The following is a 16,569-nucleotide window of genomic DNA, read 5'->3' as shown; positions in this document are numbered from 1 at the left end:
GCGCAATGGCGCATCGTCACATCCCGTCTGGTGTGGGGAAGTTCACGACGCGCCGGGTTGGTTGCCATGTCCAACGAACCCTGGCTAGCATCATCGGCGACCCAGTTAGTTGGACATCCCAACCCACTGCCGACTGCGAGGCACCGTGACACTCCAGGACTCCGCCACCGAGCGGGCAGCACCTCGACCGGCCGGCTTCGGGCTCGTGTTCGCCGTCGTGGCGGCAGGGGTCCTCATGGCCAATCTCGACCTCTTCATCGTCAACGTCGCCCTGCCCCAGATCGGCAGCGACCTCGACAACGCCCCCCTCTCCTCCGTCTCCTGGGTGCTCAACGCCTACGCGGTGGTCTTCGCCGCCCTCCTGGTCCCGGCGGGCAACTTCGCCGACCGCTTCGGCGCCCGGGCCACCTACCTGGCCGGCACCGCCGTCTTCACCCTCGCCTCCCTCGCCTGCACCCTCGCACCGAACATCTGGACCCTGGTGGCCCTGCGCGGACTCCAGGCCGCAGGCGCCGCCGCCCTCATCCCGGCCTCCCTCGGCCTGCTCCTGGCGGCGGCGCCCCCGGAGAAGCGCCTGGGCGCCATCCGCGGCTGGACGGCCGTCAGCGGCATCGCCACCCTGGGACCCGCCGCCGGCGGACTGCTCACCGAGATCAACTGGCGCTGGGTCTTCCTCGTGAACGTCCCGATCGGCCTCGCCGTCCTGATCGCCGGCCCCCGCATGCTCCCGCGCACCCCGCGCCGGACCAAGGCCGACCTGCCCGACCTGCTCGGAGCGGCACTCTTCACGGCGGCGATCGGCGTCCTCGCCCTCGGCCTGGTCAAGAGCCCCGAGTGGGGATGGGCCTCGGCCGAGGTGATCGGCTCGCTGGTCGGCGGCATCCTCCTGCTCGCCCTGTTCGTGCTGCGCTCCGCACGAGCCGCGTCCCCGGTGCTCCCGCTGGAACTGCTGCGGCTGCCGACCTTCGCCACCGCCTCCCTCGCCAGCCTCCTGTTCGCCGTCCCGTTCGCCGCCCTGCTGCTGTCCTGCGTGCTGTGGCTGCAGAACGTCTGGGACTGGTCGCCGCTCGCCACCGGCCTCGGGCTCGCGCCCGGACCCCTCATGGTGCCCATCCTCGCCCTCAGCGCGGCCGGCATCGTCCGCCGCTTCGGAGCGGCCCTCGTCTCCTTCGCCGGCTGCGTCGTCTTCGTCGCCGGCATCGCCTGGTGGCTCGCCGCGATGCACACGGACTCCGGCTACGCGACAGGAATGCTGCCCGGCATGATGCTCACCGGCATCGGCGTCGGCCTGACCATGCCCACCCTGATCGGCGCGGGCGTCACCGCCGTCCCCCCGCAGAGCTTCTCCACCGGCTCCGGAGTGGTCACGATGGCCCGCCAGCTCGGCTCCGTCCTGGGCGTGGCGCTCCTGGTGGCGATCCTGGACGCCGACGCGTCCGCGACCGAGAGCGCCTTCGACCGCGGCTGGTGGTTCACCGGGGGATGCGCCGCACTCACCGGCCTGGCCTGCCTGTGCGTCGGCCGGACCTTCCGCCGCCGTGCGGACTGAACGCCCCGGCCCCGCCGGTCAGCCCTCGACGGGCCCCGACACCGTCCAGCCGGGAGCCTGGAAACGCGCCACCGACGGGCCGCCCCGGGCATCGAGCCGGCCACCGCAGTGCTCGCACGCCGACACGACCCGCAACTCGTGGCCGCAGGTGTGCTCGACGACGGTCGGCTTCTCCTCGACCAGCCAGCGGTTCCCCCAGTCCCGCAGCGCCGCCAGCACCGGGAACAGATCACGCCCCGCCTCGGTGAGGTGGTACTGATAGCGCGGCGGGCGCTCGTTGTACAGGCTCCGGTAGATGACACCGGCAGCCTCCAACGAGCGCAGACGCGCGGTGAGGATGTCCCGGGACGCACCGGTGTTGGTCGCGAGCTGATCGAAACGGTGATTGCCGAACCCGATCTCCCGCACCGCGAGCAGCGCCCAGCGCTCCCCGACGATCTTCAACGCCTCGGCGATCGAGCACGGCCTGCCGGGCCCGCTCGGGCTGTCGACCCGTGCCGGAAGCCGCTTCTGAGGAAGCTCACCAGTTCCCATAGGGACAGGTTGTCATATCCAACTGACCCAAGGAAACGGTCACGCCCCCGTTCCCCGGCGCACCGACCCCACACCGTGCGCCAGTTCGAACGCCTCCGCCGCCAGCACGATCTCGATCATGTCGTGCGGCGACGACAGGGAACGCCGGGTCAGCCGCTCAAGCTTGCGCAACCGGTACAGGATGGTGTTCCGATGACAGTAGAGAGCCTTGGCGGCCTCCGCCATCGACCCCTCGGCCGTACGCCAGGCACGCAGCGTCTCCAGCAGCACGTCCCGCGTCGCCTCGTCCAGCTCCAGCACCGGAGCGAGCACCTGGGACTGCATCTGCAGAGCCACATCCGGCGCCATGGCGAGCATCGCCTGCGTCAGACGCTCCTCGAACAGCGCCACACCGGTCCCACGGCCCAGCGTCCGCTCCGCCAGCTCGGCCTGGCGGCGAGCCCGGCCGAGCTCGGTGAGACCGAACACCGCGGCACTGATCCCGACCCGCACACCCGCGGCCGACAGACCGTCGTCCAGCACCCCGGGGGCGGCGTCCTTCAGCACCACGACACCGAAGGTGACATCGTGATGCGACTGCCACACGGCACGCAGACCCGAGATCCACGTCGGCAGCTCGGCCAAGGGCAACGTCGGCCCACCCGGCAGCCCCGGACGCAACGCGATCACCGCATACCGGCCACTCTCCGGCAACGCCAGCTCCCGCCCCAGCTCACTCGCCACCACGGCACTGGTCTCACCGTTCAGCAGAGCGTGCAGCAGAGTCCCCGCAGCCGAGACGGTCGGCGAAGAACGCCGCAACTCCTGATGCGCATTGATCGCGGCGAGACTGTGCTGCTCCGCGACCCTCAGCACGGTGTCCACGAAGGCGGCCGACTGCTCCGCCGCCAACCCCTGCTCCGCGGCCCACTGAGCGACCGTCGAATTGATCAGACGCCCACCGACGTGATAAGCGCGGGTGAGCGCGGTGATCGGCACTCCCTGCCGAGCCCGCCGCGCCCCCGTCGTCCGGGCCACGGCCAGCGTCCCGGTGATCTCCTCCGCCGACTCCAGGGACATGGCATCGAGCGCGGCACCCACCGACCTGCTGATCCACATGGGCGGCTCGACCGGCGGAATGGTGCCGTCCCGATAGGAGAGTTCAGTGGCCCGTAATTCACTGAGAACGGACTCGGTCAGATAGGTCAGCCGACCGGCGAGGGCCTGCCGACATTCCTCGGGAACGGGTACATACGGATGCTGATCAGGCATCGATTCCCCCTGGCGTCATTCCGAATCACTGGATGCGTCCGGTACACGACTCCCTCAAGAATGGCAGATTCTCAGCCGTCTGACGTCTGTCATTTTTGCTCCGCGACAGGATTTGACTCATAGGCATCTCTTCATGATGTCAACCTGACAAAGTCGAGATCCGGATCATTTGATCGGCTGGACAACCCGACCGCCACTGTGCCGGCCCGGACGGCACCGTCGGGATGAATACCGCTGATCGAGGATCAACGTCTGAAGGTGTACAGGGCTGGGGAGTTCGGCGCACTCATCCGATCAGGCCCCGCCGGGTCAGCGTGACCACCTGGGTCCGCTGCCCTGACGGGGCCTGGCCGGTGCCGTGTGCGGTGCTGTGCGGCTCAGCCGAAGTTCACGTCACTGCACCACATGTACGCCTGGTCGAGGTGAGACGCCTGCCAGATCACGAACAGGATGTGGTGTCCGGTGTAGCCGGAGGTCTGGACGGGGAACGTGATGTCGTTCGCCGGGGCGAAGCGACCGGTCTGCGTGATGAAGTCGAGGTTGCCCCAGCCCAGGTTCTGGGTCTTGGGGTTGAAGCCCTGCTTGCTGACGTAGACCTTGAAGTAGTCGGCACCGTGGGACGCCTGGTCGTACAGGTGGACCGAGAAGTTGCTGCCGACGGTGGTGGTCCTCCACGCTCCGGGCCTGTCCAGGCTGGCGTTCCTGGAGAGGTTGTTGCTGCAGAGTGTCCCGTCGGGGGTCCGTGCCTGGAACTGGCCTCCGAGGCCGTCGCGGAGCGCGCTCATCCAGTTCCACATGGTGTCGGGGTTGGCCTGGAACGCCTGCCAGCACATGGGGTCCTGGGTCTGCATGGCCGGATTGAGGTGGTCGTTGCCCCACGTCTTCCAGCACTGGTACGCACGGGTGGCGGGGCCGACGATGGTGCCGTGGGCCTGGGCGGGGGCCGACCAGGCGAGAGCGCCGGCCACCACGGCGAACAGCATGACGAGCGCCTGGAGAGGCCGGCGGTGAGACGCCTGCGAACGCCCGGTCAGCGGACTCTTCTTACGCATGTGGGGGGACTCCTTCCAGTTGCGAAAGCTGCTATGGGAGCGCTCCCAACGTAGAACTGCTGAGCGGGATGTCAATGAAGCGGGCGGGCTTGGTTACAGAGGCGGACGGCGAACAGGGAATCCGACGTGAACCGGGAGCCGGAGTTGTTCATGAGACCGGAAACGAGGGCACGGCCCGGACCGGTGCGCCTGGCCGGCGAGGCCGCCCTCTCCCGGCGTGACCAGGTGTCCGAGCCGGATGAGACATCGGGAGGAGGCGGCCCGTGAAGCCCCACCGGGCAAGGCGCTGGAGGTCTGCCTGCCCGGGGGAGTGTCAGGGCGCACCAGCCCGTGCCGCCGGTGCAGCCGTACCGGGCGTCAGGCGGCGACGAGTTCCTGCTCGCGGTCCGGCGTCCCGGTCCTGGGCTTCTTGTTCGGCAGCGAGAGCCGGACGACCTTGCGCCACGCGGAGAACACCTGCTTGGGCAGCGGCCCGGTGACGTACTCCAGCTCGTACTTCTCGAACAGCGCGCGCACCTTCACCGCGACCTCGGCGTACCGGTTGCTCGGCAGGTCCGGGAAGAGGTGGTGCTCGATCTGGTGGGAGAGGTTGCCGGTCATGAAGTGCATGGCCTTGCTGCCGCTGATGTTCGCCGAACCCATCATCTGCCGCAGGTACCACTGGCCCCGGGTCTCGCCCTTGATCGACCGGCGCTCGAAGACCTGCACGCCCTCGGGGAAGTGCCCGCACATGATCACCGAGTGGGACCAGACGTTGCGGACCAGGTTCGCGGTGAACGTGGCGGCGAGCGTGGTGAGGAACGACGGCCCCGACAGCAGCGGGTGGATCACGTAGTCCTTGAGCACCTGCTTGCGGATCTTGCGGCCCACGGCCCTGGCCCGCGCGCGGAACTCCGGGTTCTTGCGGCGGCTCTTGCGCAGGTTCTTGCCGAGCTCCAGGTCGTACGCCGCGATGCCGTACTCGAAGAAACAGGCGTTGACGAAGTTCCACAGCGGCTGGCCCAGGTGGAACGGGTGCCACCGCTGGTCCTCGTCGACGCGCATGATGCCGTAGCCGAGGTCGTTGTCCTTGCCGATCACGTTGGTGTACGTGTGGTGCAGCTCGTTGTGCGAGTGCTTCCACTGCTCGGCCGGCGAGACGTGATCCCACTCCCAGGTGGTGGAGTGGATCTTCGGGTCGCGCATCCAGTCCCACTGGCCGTGCAGGATGTTGTGCCCGATCTCCATGTTGTCCATGATCTTCGCCACGGACAGCCCCGCGGTGCCGATCACCCACGCGGGCGGGAAGAACGAGAACAGCAGCACACCCCGGCTGACCAGCTCCAGCTTGCGCTGCGCCGCGATCACCTTGCGGATGTAGGCGGCGTCCTTCTCGCCGCGGTCGGCGATCACCTCGTCGCGGATCGCGTCCAGCTCGCGGCCGAGCTCCTCGATCTGCTCCGCGGTCAGGTGGGCGGTGGGGTCGATAGCGGTCAAGGTGTACGCCTACCGTTCGATGTCGCAGGGGCCCGCCGCGGCGGACACACAGGTCTGGATGAGGACGCCCGGCTCGGCCTCGGTGATCTCGCCGGTGCGCAGGTCGCGGACGGCGCCCGCCTTGAGCGGCGTGACACACCCGAAGCAGATGCCCATACGGCACCCGGACGGCATGAGTACGCCCGCCTCCTCGCCGACGTCCAGCAACGGCGTGGCGCCGTCCGCGTCGACGGTCTTGCCGGTGGTGCTGAAGGTGACCTCACCACCACCGTCGCCGGTGACGACGACGGCGGGACGGAAGCGCTCGATGTGCAGGCGCTCGCGGACGCCGTGCTCGGCCCAGTGCTTCTCGGCGGCGTCGAGCAGGCCCGCGGGCCCACAGGCCCAGGTCTCGCGCTCGGCCCAGTCGGGTACGAGTTCGTCGAGACGGGCGATGTCGAGCCTGCCGTCGGTGTCGGTGTGCACCTCGGTGAGCCGCAGCTTCTCGCCCGCGACCAGGTCGTGCAGTTCGCTGCGGAAGATCACGTCGTGCGGCCGCGGCGCGCAGTGGACCATGACGACGTCGTCGAACTCGGTGTCGCGCAGCATGCCCATCACGGGCGTGATGCCGCTGCCGGCCGTCAGGTAGAGCACCTTGGCGGGCTTGGCCTGCGGCAGCACGAAGTCACCGCTCGCCTGCTCCAGCTGGACCAGTGCACCCGGCTTCACCCTGTGGACCAGGTGGTTGCTGACCTTGCCGTCCGGGACGGCCTTCACCGTGATCGTGACGCGGCCGTCCGGGCGGCCGGTCGGCGAGGTGATGGAGTAGGCACGCCACAGGCGCACCCCGTCGACGTCGACCCCGACGCGCACGTACTGACCGGCGGTGTGGCCGCGCCAGCCCCGCCCCGGCCTGATCACGACGGTCGCGGCATCACCCGTCTCGGGGCGCACGGCCTCGACGCGCCCACGCAGGTCGGCGCCCGCACGCAACGGACTGGCCAGGTCGAGGTAGTCCGACGGCAGCAGCGGCGTCGTGACCATCTCCAGCAGTTTCCACGCCCTGCTGCGAAGGGCTGCACTCGTCATGGCTCAAGCTTGCTGTGCCCTCAGGCGTAAAATCCTGACCGCAGGATGTGAATCTTGCCGACTGTTTTGTTCGCAGAGAACAAAAAACGGACCGGGGCAGAGGACGAAGCATGAGTGAAGCGATCCGGAAGGCCGGCGAACTGACCCTGGACGAGACGACGGTCACCGCGCTTCGGGCCGTGCTGAGGACCACCGCCGACGAAGTGGTCCAGGCGATCATCGACGAGGTTCCCCCCTACGCGGGCGCCCTTTCGGGCCGCATGGGCGGCACCATCCGCGGAGCTGTCCGTACCGCTCTGGGCCACTACCTGGACCTCGCGAGCGGCAACGCCACGGGCGGCGACGGCGGCGACGCGGCCTACGAACTGGGGCGCGGCGAGGTCCGGGACGGCCGTTCGATGGACGCCCTGCTCAGCGCCTACCGCGTCGGCGCCCGCGTGGCCTGGCGATGCCTGGCGGCGGGCGCCGTACCCGCGGGTCTGCCCGCCGCCGAGGTCGCCAAGTTCGCCGAGCTGACGTTCGCCTACATCGACGAGCTCTCCGCCGCGAGCGCCGCGGGCCACGCCGACGAACTGGCCGCCCGGGGCCGGGCCCGCGAGCGCTACCTGGAACACCTGGCCCGCGACCTCCTCGCCGGCGCCAGCCCCGACGTACTGCTGGCCTCCGCCCAACGGGCCGGATGGCAGCCCCCGGCCTCGCTTACCGCGGTCCTGCTGCCCGCCGCCCAGGCCCGGCCCGCCTACCGCGCGCTCGACCCGGGCACCCTCGTCCTCGACGACCTGCCGGACGCCACCGGCGTCCTGCTCGTGCCCGACGCGGACCGACCACACCTCCTGCGTCTGCTGACCGGCCGCACCGCCGTGGTCGGCCCGGCCCGGCCATGGACCCGCGCCTGCGCCTCGTACGCCCGCGCCGCCCGCGCCCGCTCCCTCTCCTCCGACATCCGCGACACCGAGGACCACCTCCCCGAACTGGTGCTGAGCGCCGACGTGGACGCACTCGCAGACCTGCGCACCCGAGCCCTCGCCCCGCTGCAGAGCCTGCCCACCGCGACCGCGCGCCGACTGGAGGAGACGCTGCGGGAATGGCTCCTCAACCAGGGCAGACGAGAAGACGTGGCGACAGCACTGTTCGTCCATCCCCAGACCGTCCGCTACCGCATGTCACAACTCCGGGAACTGTTCCCGGACCTCGCATCACCGCACCGGGTCCTCGAACTGACACTGGCGATCGGCCTGCGGGCCGACTGACACGCTCCTCGCCCGCCCACAACCGCTTGCCGACAGTCCCCGGATCCATGGATTCGGCGCGGGCTGGGCGATGAAGAGGCGTGCGGCGAGGCGATCGAAGTGAAGTCCCTTCCCTCGACAAGGGATACCCCATCGAGGGAACACGGATACTCGCTCTTGTGAATACAGGGAACCGGAACGCGGGCGTGCATTTGTTTCCCCGTCGCCGTGGACCGGGGGGAACCGGTCCATTCACCACTCGACCTGTGGAGTTTTCGATGAGTATCTTCCGTACAGCAGCGGGCGTTCTCGCCACCGTCGCTCTCACCGCTTCCTTCACTGTTTCGAGCGCGCAAGCGCAAACAGCTGCTCCCTCGGCTCATGCCGTCGCGCAGGACGATTGCAAGAACGGGAGCCACAACATCGGCGGCGGCCAGAACACGGTGTGGGTCTGCGGATCCAGCACACACGTGTACCGGGCCAGCGGAAAGTTCGAGGTCGCGCTCCTGGGCACCGCGAACCCCGTCACCGGGCACGTTCACGTCTGGAGCAAGTGGGGCCACATCAACTTCGACGGGCCGACGGTCACCCTGCGTTCGGGCGAGTCCTCGCACCTCGACTGGAACGGCAGCTGGGACCTGCCGGACGGAGACTCGGTCTGCTCCGCGTGGATCCATGCGGACGGTGCGGCGACCAGCCCCGCCTGCCTGAACATCAGGCGGTGAGCGCTCTGCTCCGGGGCCGCTGTATGGCGCGGAACGGCCTGGAACGGCGATGAAGGCGATCCGACCGGTGCCACCTCGGCGCCGGTCGGAAGGCCCGCCTGGCCGAGCCGATCAGATGAACCCTCCTCCAGGCACCGGCTCGACAGGCTCGGCACGCTCAGGGCGACGACACCGAGTGCGGGTTGTGCCGGGCGACCGAGGCGGATCAGGCGGCGAGTACACCCAGGGGTGGCTAATCTGTCGGTTATGCGTCCGATGACCCGAGCGGAACGAGAAGCCTTCCTCGCGGAACCGTATGTCGGAATCCTGAGCGTTACGGCCGAGCCGGAACGCGCCCCCCTGACCACCCCGATCTGGTACGAGTACCAGCCGGGCGGGTTGGTCAAGGTGATCACTTCCCCCGGCGCACGCAAGACCCGGCTCATCAAGCAGGCGGGCCGGTTCGCGTTGTGCGCGCAGGTGGCCGAAGTCGAGGACTACCGGTATGCGTCGGTGGAAGGCCCGGTGACCGAGATCAGACCGACCTCCAAGCAAGAGCGTTTCGACATGGCTGCGCGCTACATGGGCGACACCGCCGCCACCGACTACGTGAACGCGACGGAGGAGTCCGCGACCGACAACGTCGCGATCTACATGCGCCCCGAACAGTGGAACACCTTCGACTTCCGCAGGACGCTCGACTAGTGCCGGATTCCTCTTTCGCTGGGTGTATCTCCTGGTGGCGGAGTAGTTGACGGTGCTCGGGGGCGGGTGCTGAAGGACGGTTCTACGAGCATGGCCGGGCCGTCGTCGGCGCCGTACCCGGTCCTGGACGCGGACGTGGGTGGACCGTCCATGGTCTTCCGACCTGCGCATCGGGCCCTGCTGTCTGACCGGGAAACCCTCCCGAGTGCGCGAGCCCTGATACGGGCTTCACTGCCTTGAGTGTGTCTGCATGAACTGCCTGGCACGCGACGCCGGCGTCCGTCTGACTGTCGGCTGCCGCTACCTCCACGAAGGCGTCGATGTCCTCGCCCGAAGGTCCCGGCCCGTGCGAGGAGTTGGACCACTGTCGGCGCGGAGGATGGCACACGTCGTCCCGGGCCGGGGCAGCCACTGCGGCAGGGCGAGTACCTCGACACCATCGTTCCCGGGGGTGTTGACCCGCTGTGGTCACGGCCACTCAAGGAACTGTTCGATCGCGTCGGCGGCGAGTTGCACGGCGATGAAGCGGTTGTCCACCAAGGCGAAGCGCTTGAGTGTCTTGGTCGTGACACCGGTGTCCTCGTCTTTTTCGCTGTACCGGAGCGTCTCTGGTCAGCTGAGCGAGCCTGTGCGAACTGTAGGGTTTGGCGCGGTTTCTGCCCATCGTGGAGGGGTGGCGTGGGCGTGGAGGTGGAAGCCCGCGCCCAGCGTTGTCCCTCGTGGCCGGTGTCGGTCGGTGATGGGTGTGCTGATCGTGGTCACGTTCTGGTGCCGGTGGGCTGCGCGGGGCAGTGTTCTCCGGTCCGTTGACGCGTGTCCCTCCGGACGCTTGCCCGCCGGACCTTGCGTCCTGCGTCGCCTGGGCGCGGGGCGCGGGGCGCGGGGCGTGGGGTCGGGTGCCGGGTGGGTCCGGTCTTCGACCGGTCCTTCCGGCTGGTTGCGGGGGTGGTCGGGGTGACCACGGCTCCGGCTTCGAGGCTGTCCACGACCGACCGGATGACGAGGGTGTTGCTGGTGCGGTCGGTGACGGTTCTGGTCTGGTGGGTGAGGCCGCGTGCGGCGATGCTCCCCCAGAGGGGGCACCCCCAGCCAGGCCCCGTGGTCGCGGTCGCCCTGCCAGCCGCATTCCCGGCGGGGACAGAGGGCCCATTTCCATCCGGGGGTGGTGGGCCGGTCGGGGGCTTTGCGGTGCCGCAGCGGGGTCAGGCAGCGCGGGCAGTGCCGGGAGGTGTTGCGGGCGGGGACGGTGACGACGGCGATCCCCGCCTCGGCGGCCACATGCCGCATCCGGTCGGTGATCCGGCCGCGTATCTGCTGGGAGAGGCGGGTGTTCATGGTCCGGCCCATGCCCCGGGCCTCCATGGACCGCAGATCCTCGACGTAGATGACGCTCGCCCCGGCGGTGATGGCCTGGTCGACCGTCCAGCGGGCCGCCGACCACGCCAGAGCGTCGTTGAGGTTCGATCGGCGTGCAGAGACGTACCGGATCTCTTCAGTCAGGACCGCATGCCGAGCGGTGAGCGGATGCCGCTCGTCACCACCGGTGAGCCGCTGGTACTGATCGGCCTTGGCGTGCAGGTGCTGCGACAGGCGCCGCAGCCGGTGCTGCTTCGCGAGGACTCCGGCGGCCCGGAACTGCGCCCCCGTGCCGAGTTCGGTGATCCGTCCGTCAGGGTGGAGGCGTACGGCACCCGCGCTGAGGAGGGTGTTGAGGCCCCAGTCGACGCCGAGGGCGATGGTGTGTCCGGTGCGGGCGGTCTTCGGTACGGCGTGCGTGTAGGCGAGGTCGGCGCGTACCCGGCCCTGGTGGACCCGGAGGGTGGGCAGGTGCAGGACGGCACCGGCCGGGACGGTCGGCGGCAGGCTGATCGGGCAGGCGACCCACGTCCAGTCCCGGTAGGACTGAGGGTCGGGGCGGGTGGGGAGTTGCAGGCGTAGGAGGGCGTGGGCGGGGTGGCTGGTGCGTTCGATGGTGGCCTGCTGTCCGTCGCACGCCGACAGCAGCATTCGTGTGGTGTGGTTGTTGTTGTGGGGTTGGTGTGGATTTGGTGGGGTGGGGGGGCGGGGTGGGATTGTTTGCGGTGTGTCTGGGTGGTTGTGTGTTTCCTGGAATGGTGTGTTCGGTGTCGGGTGGAGCGGCGTGGGCGGGGGCGGGGGTGTTGGGCCGGGGGCGCTGTGGTCGGGGGTGTGTGGTTGTGCTTGCGGGGTGTCAGGCGGGTGTTTTGGTGGTGACGGTCAGGGTTGCTCGGGCGAGGGTGTGGCCTGTCATGGTGATGCCGAGGTAGGCGGGGGTGCTGTCGGCGGGGACGTCGATGTGGTCCACGTCGAGGGCGTGCACGACGACGAGGTAGCGGTGCGGGTTGTGGCCGGGGGGTGGGGCGGCGCCCACGAAGCGGGCGAGTCGGGTGTCGTTGGGCAGTTGGAAAGCGTCTTCGGGCAGGCCGGGGCCGGTGTCGTCGCCGGCTCCTTCGGGCAGTTCGGTGATGGTGGCGGGGATGTCGGCCACGGCCCAGTGCCAGAATCCTGAGCCGGTCGGGGCGTCCGGGTCGTGGACGGTGACGGCGTAGCTCCGGGTGCCTTCGGGGGCGCCGTTCCACGACAGGTGCGGGGAGATGTCTTTGCCGCCGGGGATGCCGGCGATGCCGGAGAGTTGCGCGGTGGGCCAGGTGCCGCCGTCGTCGACGGTGGTGCTGGTGACGGTGAAGCCCGGTACGTCGGGGAGCTCGGCAAGGGGGTCGTTGACGCTCATCGTGTCGCTTTCCTTCTCGGATGGAGGGACGGGTTTCTGGGACCGCCGTGCCTGATGGTTCGGAGCGGCAGCCCGGTCAGGGGCCGGGCCGGGCCGGGTGGGGTCGGTCCGGTCCGGTCCGGGTCAGCGTTGGGCGGTGGCGGTGGCGGTGGCGGTGGCGGTGGTGGCGGTGGCGGTGATGCGGCCGTAGCCGATGATGTGGCTGCTCAGCGTGAAGGCGGCCACGGCCGGCGTGCTGGTGGCCGGCAGGTTCAGGCTCGGGGTGTCCAGGGCGTAGACGGTGATCCGGTGGCGGTGGGTGATGTCCCCGGCCGGCGGGCGCGGGCCCGCGTAGCGGGCGCGGCGGCCGTCGTTGGTGCGGGATGTCGCGCCGGCCGGCGGGGTACGGCCCGGGCCGGTGGTGTTCGCCGGGATGTCCCGGGCCATCCGGTGCCGGAAGCTGCTGCCGGTGGAGGCGTCCGGGTCCTGCATGGACACCGCGTAGCCGCGCGCGGTCTTCGGCGCTGTCTTCCGCCGCGGTCGTATCGGCTGGTTGCCGCCGGTGCAGCCGAAGCCGTCCGCCCGGGCGGTCCCGGGGATGCGGCTCCGGCTGCGCACGTCCGGGCTGGAGAGCCGGGACCGTTCGGCGGTCACCGGAATCCTGCGGCGGATCCCGGTGCGGCCGTGGCTGTCGTGGTGCGAGCGGTGAGCTGGGCTGTTCCCGGTCCCGGCGGCTGTCGTAGCGCCGAGGCCCGCCACGGGGGCGGTTGTGGTGGCGGCCGGTGTGGCGCGTGCGCGAAGGGACTTTCTCACGGGGTCTCCCTGGAGTGATCTGCAAAAAACAGGGCGGTGCGGGCGTTCGCCGCAACGGCGCAGCCCCTCTTCTTCATCGACGATAACACGAATAATCGATTATTGATCGGGTTGTCTATACTGGGCGTATGGTTCACACTTCCGAAGATCCTCCTGCCTCCGGAAAGCAGATGCTGTCCGAGCAGGTCTACGGCCGGCTGCGGGAGGCGATCCTGCGTGGCGGGTTCGAGCCTGGTGAGCCACTGAAACCCCAGGAACTGGCCGGCCGGTACGGGGTGAGTCTCGCGGTGGTGCGCGAGGCTCTGGTGCGTGTGGTGGGTGAGGGCCTCGCCGAGCGGCTGCCCAACCGCGGCTTCGCCGTCCCCGCCTTCTCCGACCGTCGCTGGCAGGAGATCGCCGAGGCCCGTCGCGCGGTCGAACCCGTCGTGCTGAGGCTGGCGGTCGAGCGCGGGAACCTCGACTGGGAGGCACGCGTACGTGCCGCTCACCACCGCCTCGCCCGCACCCCTCTGTACGTGCCGGAGGAGGGCGGATACCTCAGCGCCGCGTGGTCCGAAGCCCACCGCGCCTTCCACCGCACCCTGCTGGAGGGGTGTGGCAATCCCGTGCTGCTGGACACCTTCGACCGTATGTGGACCGCCAGTGAACTGGGCCGCCGCTGGTCGGCCCATCACACGCCCGGTCGTGACGCCGCCGACGAGCATCGTCAGCTGGAGGAGGCTGCCCTGGCCCGCGACGCCGGCACGGCGGCCGGCGTACTCACCCGGCACCTGACGGTGACCGCCGCCGTCCTGGCCGGCCCCCCGGTGTGACACGCCCGTGGGCGGAGCGCATCGACCGGAAGATCAACGACCGGGTGGTGCGCCCCGCGATGTCGGTGGCGGTGCGTCCCGGACAGCGGCTTTCCCCTGACGGATCCTTCACGGAGGGGAGCGTTGAGGTACGTCGACAACGGCCGCTGTCTTGATCGGAGGTTCAGCAGGTGTGCTGTGCTGAGGTGTGCGATGCGTTTGAGGTCGGCATGAAAGGAGGGTGGCTTCGTACGTGTGAACGGGCTCTGGTCCATTTCTTGGGCTCTGTCTCTGATTCCGGGGTGCGTGACGATCACGAGCAGGGGGGGGCATCACCTCGGTGTGGGGGAGGTGGTTCGCCTCGCTGACCTCCTCCTTCCGGCTGCGGGCACGTCGTCTCGTCCGCGGCGACGGCAGTTGCGGGCGGCGGACGTCCGCCGGGCAGACACCGGACCTGACCCGTCGACACGCACGCCGTACGGATGCCCTCACCGCCCAGCTCACGGACATCGCCCTGTTTCTGGGCGGACGTGCCGGGCACGCTGCTTTGGCTCATTGGCGCACGGCCCGTCCCGCAGCCGGAGCCTGTCCCGTGTCCGGACGTGGACGAGTTCGGCGTGCGGCGCGGCCGTCCCTGCGCGGCGGTCCTCGCCGGCATGACCACCTGCCGCCCTGGCGATGTCCTTGCGGACCGCACTGCGCACACCTTCGCCGGCCGGCTGCGCAGACATGCTGAGGTGAGGGTCGTCTGCCGCGACGGTGCCGGCTCCTTCCGCGACGGCGCCCGCGCCGGTGCACCACAGGCCCGCCGGGCTGCCGATGCCTGGCACCTGCTGCACAGCCCCGCCGCCCCGGGCGAACTCGACGTGCACGGGCGGCTGCGGCCGCTGGTCGCCTGCACCCGCGAACGCCACCGGCACATCCACGAACGCATCGAACGCGGCGGCAGTCTGCGAGCCATCGCCCGTGAACTCCGCCTCAGCCGAGGCACCGTCACACGCTTCGCCCGGGCCGCCGACGCCGGGCAGCTTCTCGGCGCGGCAACCGACCGCCCGAGCGCGGTCGACGACCATCGGCTCTGTCTGCATCGCCGGTGGACGGAGGGCTGCACCCGTGCTGCCGCGCTCACCCGGGAGATCCAGCAGCTGGGCCACCGCGGCGACGTCAGCACCGTCCGTCGGCATCTGCGGCTCTACCGCGCCGGGACGATCCCCACGGACGCTCCGCTGCCCCAACCGACCGTCCGTCGGGTCACCGACTGGATCATGCGTCGGCCCGGGCACCTCACCGAGACCGGGCGCCAGTGCCTCGGCGAGCTGTGCGAACGCAGTCCCGCCCTGACCACGACCACCGAATGCGCCCGGCGCCTGGCCGCGATGGTGCGTGAACGCCGCAGCGAGCATCTTGCCCTCGGCGTCTGGCTCGCCGGCATCCGCCTCGGCGGACAGTGCGAGCTCCGCACCCTCGACCGCGCAGCCGTACCCGCCGCCCTGACCGTCACCTTCACCTCGGGAGCAGTCGAGGGCAACGTCACCATGATCAACCGGCTGACACCCCCGGATCAGAGACGGAGCCCCGAACTCATCGACCAGCGACACTCGTTGACAGCTACGCAGCCGGCCCGGCTCGTTCTGGTCGTCGGAGACCGGTCGCGTCCTGTCGGACGGTGTCCCGCCACGTGGTGGGACACCACCTTGTCCCTGGGGTCTTCGGGTCAGTAGGCGGGGCACCGGACGTTGGAACCGGGGACGCCGTCGCGGACGGGAAGCAGGGAGTCGCTCACCCATCCGTACGTTCCGTCGGTAACGTTCCTGAGGTACGTCCAGGTGGCGGTCATGGTCGAGTTGTAGGTCCAGCAGTGGTAGTCCATGCGGTCCTGGTTGTCGACCCAGCCGACGATGGGGCAGCTTGTGCCGGAGCCGTTGCGCATGTTCGCGCTGACGCCCGCTGTCTGGTTCACGTATGCGCGGTTGTCGTTGTCGGCGGGACGAGCAGAGCCGCAGGGCGCGTTGGCGGACGCGGGCGCTGCCGTTGCGACTACCGTCAACGGAACAACGAGCGCGGCCACAGCCGCAGACGCGAGCCCGTACCTCGTCAGCACGGACCGGTAGTTCGCCATCACGTTTCCTCCTCTGAGTGACGTATCGCTGCAACTCCCTGAACTGTGGCAGTGACCGCGAAGCCCGCCCAGGAAAGGCGCACGCAACTGACACGCAACTGACCTGACGCCGCCTTCACGGCGGGTGCTGCTGGCTGGCCGAGGCCGCGGACCGGCTGCTGGCGGTGAGATTTACGCGAAGGCCGCAACGGGTGCTCTCCTTTCTCGATCTGATGTGTCTGTGTGCTGATCTTCACCGTCTTCCTGCCGACCACGGTGGTGATCGCGCTGGGGGCGACGGACCGGGTGCGGTGGAAGTGGCTGGTGACGGCTGGGGCGTTGACGTATCCGCTGTATCTGATGCACTACTTCGCGGGTACGACGCTGATCAACCGGCTCCGGGACACGAAGAATCCGGACGGGCTGCTGGTCGTCGCGTCGGCGGCGGTCCTGGTGGCGGCCGTTGTCGGTGTTCTGGTGACCATGCTGGCGGCCTGGCGGCCTGGCGGCCTGGCGGCCTGGCGGCCTGGCGGCCTGGCGGCCTGGCGGCCTGGCGGCCTGGCGGCCTGGC

15 protein-coding genes and 1 pseudogene are annotated in these 16,569 nt (G+C 69.7%); 7 read left to right on the top strand and 9 right to left on the bottom strand.

Annotated features, from left to right (window positions below):
- The first annotated feature begins 145 nt into the window (after positions 1 to 145).
- Positions 146 to 1,549 (top strand): MFS transporter, encoded by a 1,404-nt coding sequence (locus tag ACLZOT_RS07060; RefSeq protein ID WP_416967877.1) that lies wholly within the window; start codon positions 146 to 148, stop codon positions 1,547 to 1,549.
- Between the two features lie 18 nt (positions 1,550 to 1,567).
- Here the strand turns inward: ACLZOT_RS07060 and ACLZOT_RS07055 are convergent, their stop codons facing one another.
- From ACLZOT_RS07055 to ACLZOT_RS07035, 5 genes are all read right to left on the bottom strand, one after another.
- Positions 1,568 to 2,083, bottom strand: a complete 516-nt coding sequence (locus tag ACLZOT_RS07055) for a winged helix-turn-helix transcriptional regulator (RefSeq protein WP_416967876.1) — start codon at positions 2,081 to 2,083, stop codon at positions 1,568 to 1,570.
- 39 nt (positions 2,084 to 2,122) lie between these two features.
- A complete protein-coding gene (locus tag ACLZOT_RS07050; RefSeq protein WP_416967875.1) occupies positions 2,123 to 3,334 on the bottom strand; it encodes a PucR family transcriptional regulator in 1,212 nt (403 codons plus the stop codon).
- A gap of 377 nt (positions 3,335 to 3,711) precedes the next feature.
- Complete coding sequence (locus ACLZOT_RS07045; RefSeq protein ID WP_416968309.1) at positions 3,712 to 4,317, bottom strand: lytic polysaccharide monooxygenase auxiliary activity family 9 protein; 606 nt, start codon at positions 4,315 to 4,317, stop codon at positions 3,712 to 3,714.
- 426 nt (positions 4,318 to 4,743) lie between these two features.
- Entirely contained in the window at positions 4,744 to 5,862 is a 1,119-nt protein-coding gene (locus tag ACLZOT_RS07040; protein WP_416967874.1) for a fatty acid desaturase family protein, read from the bottom strand.
- A 9-nt stretch (positions 5,863 to 5,871) separates the two neighbouring features.
- The gene (locus ACLZOT_RS07035) at positions 5,872 to 6,930 is read right to left on the bottom strand and encodes a ferredoxin reductase (RefSeq protein ID WP_416967873.1); all 1,059 of its coding nucleotides are present in this window, start codon (positions 6,928 to 6,930) and stop codon (positions 5,872 to 5,874) included.
- Between the two features lie 110 nt (positions 6,931 to 7,040).
- On the opposite strand from ACLZOT_RS07035, the gene ACLZOT_RS07030 reads away from it, so the two are divergent.
- The 3 genes from ACLZOT_RS07030 to ACLZOT_RS07020 all read left to right on the top strand — a co-directional run bounded on the left by ACLZOT_RS07030 (position 7,041) and on the right by ACLZOT_RS07020 (position 9,568).
- Positions 7,041 to 8,180 (top strand): helix-turn-helix domain-containing protein, encoded by a 1,140-nt coding sequence (locus ACLZOT_RS07030; protein WP_416967872.1) that lies wholly within the window; start codon positions 7,041 to 7,043, stop codon positions 8,178 to 8,180.
- A gap of 257 nt (positions 8,181 to 8,437) precedes the next feature.
- Positions 8,438 to 8,884 carry a hypothetical protein gene (locus tag ACLZOT_RS07025; RefSeq protein WP_416967871.1) on the top strand — a complete coding sequence of 149 codons (447 nt, stop codon included), beginning with the start codon at positions 8,438 to 8,440 and terminating at the stop codon, positions 8,882 to 8,884.
- 246 nt (positions 8,885 to 9,130) lie between these two features.
- Positions 9,131 to 9,568 (top strand): pyridoxamine 5'-phosphate oxidase family protein, encoded by a 438-nt coding sequence (locus ACLZOT_RS07020; protein ID WP_416967870.1) that lies wholly within the window; start codon positions 9,131 to 9,133, stop codon positions 9,566 to 9,568.
- 612 nt (positions 9,569 to 10,180) lie between these two features.
- Here ACLZOT_RS07020 and ACLZOT_RS07015 read toward each other — a convergent pair.
- From ACLZOT_RS07015 to ACLZOT_RS07005, 3 genes are all read right to left on the bottom strand, one after another.
- Positions 10,181 to 11,575 (bottom strand): zinc ribbon domain-containing protein, encoded by a 1,395-nt coding sequence (locus ACLZOT_RS07015; protein WP_416967869.1) that lies wholly within the window; start codon positions 11,573 to 11,575, stop codon positions 10,181 to 10,183.
- Between the two features lie 202 nt (positions 11,576 to 11,777).
- Entirely contained in the window at positions 11,778 to 12,317 is a 540-nt protein-coding gene (locus tag ACLZOT_RS07010) for a YbhB/YbcL family Raf kinase inhibitor-like protein (protein ID WP_416967868.1), read from the bottom strand.
- A 123-nt stretch (positions 12,318 to 12,440) separates the two neighbouring features.
- A complete protein-coding gene (locus tag ACLZOT_RS07005) occupies positions 12,441 to 13,109 on the bottom strand; it encodes a YbhB/YbcL family Raf kinase inhibitor-like protein (protein WP_416967867.1) in 669 nt (222 codons plus the stop codon).
- A 128-nt stretch (positions 13,110 to 13,237) separates the two neighbouring features.
- On the opposite strand from ACLZOT_RS07005, the gene ACLZOT_RS07000 reads away from it, so the two are divergent.
- The gene (locus tag ACLZOT_RS07000) at positions 13,238 to 13,921 is read left to right on the top strand and encodes a GntR family transcriptional regulator (RefSeq protein WP_416967866.1); all 684 of its coding nucleotides are present in this window, start codon (positions 13,238 to 13,240) and stop codon (positions 13,919 to 13,921) included.
- Between the two features lie 581 nt (positions 13,922 to 14,502).
- Entirely contained in the window at positions 14,503 to 15,621 is a 1,119-nt protein-coding gene (locus ACLZOT_RS06995) for a transposase (protein ID WP_416967865.1), read from the top strand.
- Here the strand turns inward: ACLZOT_RS06995 and ACLZOT_RS06990 are convergent.
- Positions 15,615 to 16,019, bottom strand: a complete 405-nt coding sequence (locus ACLZOT_RS06990; protein WP_416967864.1) for an SH3 domain-containing protein — start codon at positions 16,017 to 16,019, stop codon at positions 15,615 to 15,617. The genes ACLZOT_RS06995 and ACLZOT_RS06990 overlap by 7 nt on opposite strands.
- A gap of 222 nt (positions 16,020 to 16,241) precedes the next feature.
- Here ACLZOT_RS06990 and ACLZOT_RS06985 point away from each other — a divergent pair.
- A pseudogene (locus ACLZOT_RS06985) lies at positions 16,242 to 16,569 on the top strand (hypothetical protein); the annotation flags it as partial.

The sequence above is a fragment of the Streptomyces sp. 4F14 genome, from assembly GCF_048159485.1.
In the GTDB taxonomy this organism is placed as follows: domain Bacteria; phylum Actinomycetota; class Actinomycetes; order Streptomycetales; family Streptomycetaceae; genus Streptomyces.
Note: the sequence above shows the minus strand (reverse complement) of the source record. Positions and strands in the feature narration are given on the sequence as shown.

What these genes read in the sequence shown, in the direction of transcription:
- ACLZOT_RS07045 (WP_416968309.1), bottom strand. Translation starts at nt 4,317, where the DNA reads ATGCTGTTCGCCGTGGTGGCCGGCGCTCTCGCCTGGTCGGCCCCCGCC.
- ACLZOT_RS07035 (WP_416967873.1), bottom strand. Translation starts at nt 6,930, where the DNA reads ATGACGAGTGCAGCCCTTCGCAGCAGGGCGTGGAAACTGCTGGAGATG.
- ACLZOT_RS06990 (WP_416967864.1), bottom strand. Translation starts at nt 16,019, where the DNA reads ATGGCGAACTACCGGTCCGTGCTGACGAGGTACGGGCTCGCGTCTGCG.
- ACLZOT_RS07055 (WP_416967876.1), bottom strand. Translation starts at nt 2,083, where the DNA reads ATGGGAACTGGTGAGCTTCCTCAGAAGCGGCTTCCGGCACGGGTCGAC.
- ACLZOT_RS07025 (WP_416967871.1), top strand. Translation starts at nt 8,438, where the DNA reads ATGAGTATCTTCCGTACAGCAGCGGGCGTTCTCGCCACCGTCGCTCTC.
- ACLZOT_RS07030 (WP_416967872.1), top strand. Translation starts at nt 7,041, where the DNA reads ATGAGTGAAGCGATCCGGAAGGCCGGCGAACTGACCCTGGACGAGACG.
- ACLZOT_RS07020 (WP_416967870.1), top strand. Translation starts at nt 9,131, where the DNA reads ATGCGTCCGATGACCCGAGCGGAACGAGAAGCCTTCCTCGCGGAACCG.
- ACLZOT_RS07010 (WP_416967868.1), bottom strand. Translation starts at nt 12,317, where the DNA reads ATGAGCGTCAACGACCCCCTTGCCGAGCTCCCCGACGTACCGGGCTTC.
- ACLZOT_RS07015 (WP_416967869.1), bottom strand. Translation starts at nt 11,575, where the DNA reads ATGCTGCTGTCGGCGTGCGACGGACAGCAGGCCACCATCGAACGCACC.
- ACLZOT_RS07000 (WP_416967866.1), top strand. Translation starts at nt 13,238, where the DNA reads ATGGTTCACACTTCCGAAGATCCTCCTGCCTCCGGAAAGCAGATGCTG.
- ACLZOT_RS07050 (WP_416967875.1), bottom strand. Translation starts at nt 3,334, where the DNA reads ATGCCTGATCAGCATCCGTATGTACCCGTTCCCGAGGAATGTCGGCAG.